Here is a 6,851-nt window from a genome sequence, read left to right as displayed (position 1 = left end):
GGGGTGGACCGGATCGTCCCACGGGCGTGTCGACCAGCACGGATCTGGATACCTATGTGGATGAGTCGCGCATCGACCGTCGTCACCATCGCGGGAACTGGTGTAACCAGCCCGGTGGTGTGGGCGAGCGTCCCCAAGCCAATCCGGCTCCGGGCCTCGACGCCTATGTCTGGGTGAAACCGCAGGGTGAATCCGACGGTATCTCCGATCCGGATTTCGAGCCAGATCCGAACGATCCGGCCAAGCAGCACGATGGCATGTGTAACCCCAATGAAAACAACGAAGACGCCGGGGTTCCCACCGGAGCATTGCCCAATGCACCGCATGCCGGTCGTTGGTTCCCGGAGGCCTTCGAGCTGTACCTGCAGAACGCCTATCCGCCGCTGGATTGATGTTGTGCGGAAACAGGTGAAATTGACCGGCGGTGTTCCCCCCTTTCGCCGCCGGTCGCACACCACTGCCTTCGGGCGGTGGTGTGCTTCCCGATGTACGAATCGCAATAGAGGCGTCTCGCTTCTGTTTGCCAGCCAACAATCAGCCAGGCTTTGATTGAGCGTTATTGCATGAACAACACATTTTTACGGTCTCAATATTACCCAAGATTTCAGTGTGTGCTCGGCGCGCTGATTCTGGTGCTGACCGGCCTGACGGGCTGTCAGACCACATCCCACTCGTCGGCCACAGCGGCCGGCCAACTGACGTTTGTACAGAAAAAGATGGGCCCGGTGACCCAGTTGCAGCGGGTGTCCCCGACCGGGGAAAGCGGGCCGGTTCTGGTCAGCGAGCGCTGGCGGGATTTACAACCGCACTGGTCGCCGCAGGGAACGCTGGTGTTTATGTCCAACCGTCACGGTCGCGATCAGATTCATCTGGACAAAGATCGCGAACGCTTGCAGATCTTCCTGCTCGAACCCGGCAATGCCGAGCCCGAGCTCATCAGCGACACTGACGACAGTGCGGTATCGCCCCGCTTCAGCCCGAGCGGCGAGGCGGTGGCCTATATTCACGCCCGGCCCGGGAATGCCGCACTGGAAGTGGTCGAGCTCAATGCGCGCGGCGCGACTCCGGTCACTCAGGCCCGGGACATTCTCGACTACGCCTGGGCTCCCGACGGACGTGCTCTTGCGGTGGTGGTGTTTGATCCCGGTCGATCGCGCCTGCAGTTCGTCGCGGCCCCGGGGGAAGACGAGCCGGGCTTTCCGAGTCTGCAGCCTGAACAGAATGGCGCTGTCATTACCGGCGTCAGTTGGTCCCCTGACGGCTCTGCTGTGGCCTACATCGTCAATAGCCCGGATCGCGCCCGCCGGTTATACGTGCATGACCTGGCAAGTGGGGAAAGCCGGCGTTTATCGAATCCGGAGCACCATGTACAGAACCCTGTGCAATGGTCGGCGGACGGTGATGCGCTGCTCTATGCGGCTCTGGTGGATTTTGATTTCCATTACGACGAGGCGCAACGCGAACAGGTATACGAAGGCAGCATGCAGATTTTTCTCAGTGACCGGTCGGGCAATGCCCGTCAGCTCACTCAGGGCGAAGGCCGACATGGGGCGCCGGTGTTTTCCCCGGACGAGCGCCACATCGGATTCTTATACGCCGACACACTCGATGCGCGAATTTTGTCTGTGCGCACGATGGATCTCGAGGGCAAGGAGGTGCGTGAGTTGCATCAGCGCGTCGCCCCCGAGTCGTTACTGCAATGGAACTGAACCGCCAACAATAATCGGAGATAATAATCATGAAGGTAACTGCTTCAAATCGGCAATCGTCACGGTTTACCGTGGCTCGTAACACCCTCGCCAGTGCGGTATTGCTGGCAACGGCTTCTCAGGCATTCGCGGAAGTCGGTAACCCCCGGGTCAATCAGGTGGGCTATCTGCCCAACGGCGAAAAAGTGGCCACCTATGTCAGCGACAGCACGGTAGGCAAAGCCTGGAGTCTGTATCAGAATGGCTCATTGGTCGCCGAGGGCACAACCGTGCCGGTCGGCCAGGATCCGGCGTCCGGTGATCACGTACACCAGCTGGGCTTTTCCGATGTCACGGTGGAAGGTGACGGCTATGTGCTGATGATCGACGGCGATGAGAGCTACCCGTTTTCCATTTCGGCCGACAACTTTACCGGCCCCTTATACGACTCGCTGAAATACTTTTACCACAACCGCAGCGGCATCGAGATCGAAACCCAGTACACCGGCGGTGGCAACACCAGCTACGCGAGCGATGCCCGCTGGGCTCGTCCGGCCGGCCATCTGAATCAGGGCGTCAACCAGGGCGATTACGATGTTCCCTGTTGGGAGGGCACCTGTAACTATTCCCTCGATGTGACCAAAGGCTGGTATGACGCTGGCGATCACGGCAAGTATGTGGTCAATGGCGGCATCTCGGCCTGGAAGCTGCTCAATATGTATGAGCGCGCCCTGCACCTGGGCGGCAACCTGGATCGCTTTGCCGACGGTACGCTGAACATTCCCGAGAGCGGTAACGGCATCCCCGATCTGCTCGACGAAGTGCGCTGGCAAATGGAGTTCCTGCTGTCCATGCAGGTTCCGCAGGGCGAAGCCAAAGCCGGTATGGCGCACCACAAAATGCATGACGTTGGTTGGACCGGTCTGCCGCTGGCGCCGCACGAAGACAGCAGTGCCCGGGCGCTGGTACCGCCGAGTGTGACCGCCACCCTGAACCTGGCGGCAACAGCGGCGCAATGTGCCCGTATCTGGGCCGGCATCGACAGCGAGTTTTCCGATCGTTGCCTGACCGCCGCCGAGCGCGCCTGGGATGCCGCCGAGGCGAATCCGGGGGATGTCTACACCAGCGGTTACGACAACGGTGGCGGCGCCTACGGCGACGACGAGCCCGCCGATGAGTTCTACTGGGCCGCCGCAGAGCTTTACATCACCACGGGTGACAGCCGTTACCTGCCGACGCTGCAGAACTATGAACTGGAGCGTATCGACTGGGGTTGGCCCGATACGGAACTGCCAGGGGTCATGTCCCTTGCCACGGTGCCGTCCGAGCACACCGCCAGCCTGCGCAGCGATGCACGACAGTACATCCAGTCGGTGGCCGACACGCATCTGATCACCATTGCCAACACCGGCTATCGGGTGCCCAATACTGATGAGGAATACTATTGGGGGTCGAACAATGTGATCGCCAACAAGCTGTTCCTGTTGGGGCTGGCCTACGACTTCACCGGAGACGATCAGTATGCTCACGGTGTGGGTTCGGGGATTGATTACCTCTTCGGTCGCAATACCCTGTCGTTCTCGTTTGTCTCCGGGCACGGCGAAGACGCGTTGACCGAACCGCACCACCGGTTCTGGGCCGGCGCCCTTGATGGCAGCTATCCGTGGCTACCGCCCGGTGCATTGGCCGGCGGTCCGAACTACGGCCTGGAGGACGACGTTTCCCGCAATGCCCTGAGCGGCTGCGAATCGGCTCCGGCCACCTGCTACCTGGATGATATCGAGGCCTGGTCCACCAACGAGATCACCATCAATTGGAACAGTGCGCTGGCCTGGGTGCTCGCCTTCCATGATGACTACGCCGAAGGGGGCAATTCATCCAGCTCTTCCTCGAGCTCCTCGTCCAGCAGTTCATCCTCCAGTTCGTCGAGCAGCGAGTCTAGTTCCAGTAGCAGCTCCAGCAGTTCGTCGTCCAGCTCCTCGTCTTCCGAACCCGCAGGGCAACAGTGCAACTGGTACGGCACGCTGTACCCGCTGTGCGAACAGACCCAGAGCGGTTGGGGTTGGGAGGATAACCAGAGCTGCATCGCGCCGAGCACCTGCGAGTCCCAGCCGGACCCCTATGGTATTGTCGGTGACGACAGCAGCTCCTCGTCCAGCTCCAGTTCGCAGAGCAGTCAGAGCAGCAGCGAATCCGAGAGCAGTGAGTCGTCCAGCTCGAGTTCAAGTTCCGACAATGGTGGCCTGGCCGAGTGTGAGTATCAGATCAGCAATGAGTGGAGCACGGGCTACACTGCGGCTATTCTGATCAGCAACACGGGAGCCCAGGCGATCAATGGCTGGTCGGTGAACTGGGAGTATTCGGATGGCTCGTCGGTCACCAACAGTTGGAACGCACAGGTCTCTGGCAGCAACCCTTATACCGCCACCGATCTGGGCTGGAACGGCACCCTGCAACCGGGCCAGTCCGTGGAGTTCGGCTTCCAGGTGAGCAAGGGCGGCAGCGGTTCCGCGCAAGTGCCAGAGGTAAATGGAAGCGTGTGTGACTGACTCTGTCGTTGCATTGTGCTTCGACTAGAGTGCTGCGGGAGGGTATACCGTTCCGGGACACGCCGTAAACCCATCCATGGGGGCTCGACACCCGCCGTCCAGGCGGGTGACGGTCCCGAAACGGTATACCCTCCCTCCGCGGAGCGGGCTTTACGTCTCGGGAAATAGCCCCTTTTGTTTTGACACTTATGGTGTTCATAAATAGGGTTAGATTAGGCATTTAGGGCCGAGGAGGGGAAGCCCTTTCAAGACCGTAAGCGGAGGGACTCCGCGCGTCGAGCCCCCGTGGACGCCCCACATGGATGTGGGAAGTGTCCCGAAGCGCCGGGAGCGCGAAGGGGACCGGGTTTACGGCGTGTCTTGAAAGGGCTTCCCCTCCTTGGCCCGAACGTGATGCAAACCGATAGGTTCTGGGTGGAGATGCGCTCAGTCCGTCTCTTGGAAAGGTATACCCTCCCGTAGCATTCGGAGCGAAGTCCAAAAACCATTCGTCGGATTACGCTATCGCTAATCCGACCTACGCGTTCTTCCTCGGGTGGCCTACCATTTAAAGGGGGCGCCCAGTATACTGCCCGCCATGCAGAACCCTCAGGACATTCTTCAGCACGTCTTCGGCTATCACGACTTTCGCGGCCAACAGGAACGCATCGTCAACGCCGTCATTGAAGGCCAGGACGCCCTCGTGCTCATGCCCACCGGCGGCGGCAAATCCCTCTGTTATCAGATCCCCGCCCTCGCCCGATCGGGCACCGGCATCGTCATCTCCCCCCTGATCGCCTTGATGCAAGACCAGGTCACCGCCCTGCGGGAGCTGGGCGTGCGCGCCGGTTTTCTGAACTCCACCCTCGCCTGGCCCGATGTAGTGGACACCGAGCGGGCCCTGCTCGATGGTGAGCTGGACCTGCTGTACATCGCCCCGGAACGACTCATCCAGCCGCGCACCCTTGATCTGCTACACCAGGCCAACATCGCCCTGTTTGCGATTGATGAGGCGCACTGTGTGGCCCAGTGGGGGCACGATTTCCGGGCCGACTACCTGCGTCTGGATCTGCTGCACAACGAATTCCCCCAGGTACCGCGTATCGCCCTGACCGCCACCGCGGATATGCGCACCCGGGAAGAGATCATTGAGCGGCTGCAGCTCGAAGAGGCCCGGCAGTTTATCGTCGGCTTTGACCGGCCCAATATTCAGTATCGGGTGCAGCAGAAGGACAATCCGCGACGCCAGTTGCTGGGTTTTCTCAAAGACGAGTACCCCCAGCAGTCGGGCATCGTCTACTGTCTGTCCCGCAAAAAAGTGGAGCAGACCGCCGAGTGGTTGCAGAAAGAGGGGTTTAACGCCCTGCCTTACCACGCCGGCTTGCCGGGGAACCTGCGGGAAACCCACCAGAGCCGATTCCTGCGCGAGGACGGCATCATAATGGTGGCCACCATCGCCTTCGGCATGGGCATTGATAAACCCGATGTGCGCTTTGTCGCCCATCTGGATCTGCCCAAAAGCATTGAAGCCTACTATCAGGAAACCGGCCGGGCCGGACGCGATGGCCAGCCCGCCACGGCGCTGCTGCTGTACGGGCTGGAGGATGTGGTGAAGCTGCGCCAGATGATGGGCGCGTCCGAAGGCAATGACCAGTTCAAACGCCAGGAGCAGCAGCGCCTGAGCGCCATGCTGGGCCTGTGTGAAGTCACCAGTTGCCGACGGCAGATTCTGCTGCGCTATTTTGGCGATACGCTGGATGAGCCCTGCGGCAATTGCGACACCTGCCTGACCCCGCCCCAGACCTGGGATGCCACCGAGGCGGTGCAGAAGGCACTCTCCTGCGTGTACCGCACCGGCCAGCGTTTTGGCGCCACCCATATTGTCGATGTGTTGCGCGGCAGCAGTAACGAAAAAGTGCTGGCTCAGGGGCATGACAAGCTGTCCACCTACGGTATTGGTCAGGATATGAGCGCCGATGAGTGGCGGGCCGTGTTGCGCCAACTGGTCGCGGCCGGTTATCTGGATGTGGACCCGGAAGGCTTTGGCGGGCTGCAACTGACCGAGAGTTGCCGACCGATTCTGCGCGGCGAGCAGCGGGTGCACCTGCGCCGGGATATCCGTACCCGCAAGCCCACCAGCACCCGCACCGCCCGTCGCCCCGATGCCGATATTACCGAGGCGGATCGTCCTTTGTGGGAGGCGTTGCGCGCCTGCCGGCGCCGGCTGGCGGAAGAGCACGGGGTGCCTCCCTACGTCATTTTTCACGATGTGACCTTGCGGGATATGTTGGAGCGACGGCCCCAGACCCCGGGTGAGCTGCTCGATGTCAGCGGTGTGGGGGACAGCAAACTGGAACGCTTTGGCGCCGACTTCCTCGAGGTGCTCCAGGGCAATCCAGAGGCCCTGGAGCACGCCCAGTGAAAGCCGACGCCGGGGCGAACCGCGGTGCGCTCTGGCTGGTTGTCTGGGCCGGCGTGGTCTTTGGCTACGCGGCTTCCTGCGTGCTGGGTGGACCGGCCTCGGACGAGGGGTTCCACGCGCATCAGATCTGGCACTACTACGTCGGGGGCAACGAGCCCTTTGACACCATCACCACGCCCACCTTCTATCACCAGATCATCGCCTCGGTGATGA

At 61.2% G+C, this 6,851-nt stretch carries 5 protein-coding genes; all 5 read left to right on the top strand.

Annotated features, from left to right (window positions below; genetic code table 11):
- Positions 1-392, top strand: a 392-nt coding sequence (locus B3187_RS06360; protein ID WP_286805195.1) for a glycoside hydrolase family 6 protein, incomplete at its 5' end; no start/stop codon positions are given.
- 171 nt (positions 393-563) lie between these two features.
- Complete coding sequence (locus tag B3187_RS06355) at positions 564-1,709, top strand: hypothetical protein (RefSeq protein ID WP_286805193.1); 1,146 nt, start codon at positions 564-566, stop codon at positions 1,707-1,709.
- A 29-nt stretch (positions 1,710-1,738) separates the two neighbouring features.
- Complete coding sequence (locus tag B3187_RS06350; protein ID WP_286805192.1) at positions 1,739-4,237, top strand: glycoside hydrolase family 9 protein; 2,499 nt, start codon at positions 1,739-1,741, stop codon at positions 4,235-4,237.
- A gap of 577 nt (positions 4,238-4,814) precedes the next feature.
- Complete coding sequence (recQ, locus tag B3187_RS06345) at positions 4,815-6,638, top strand: DNA helicase RecQ (protein WP_286805191.1); 1,824 nt, start codon at positions 4,815-4,817, stop codon at positions 6,636-6,638.
- A partial coding sequence (locus B3187_RS06340) for a hypothetical protein (protein ID WP_286805190.1) occupies positions 6,635-6,851 on the top strand: 217 nt, incomplete at its 3' end. The genes recQ and B3187_RS06340, both read left to right, overlap by 4 nt.

It is taken from the genome of Marinimicrobium sp. UBA4209, assembly GCF_002381585.1.
GTDB classification, from domain to species: Bacteria; Pseudomonadota; Gammaproteobacteria; order Pseudomonadales; family Cellvibrionaceae; genus Marinimicrobium; species Marinimicrobium koreense.
Note: the sequence above shows the minus strand (reverse complement) of the source record. Positions and strands in the feature narration are given on the sequence as shown.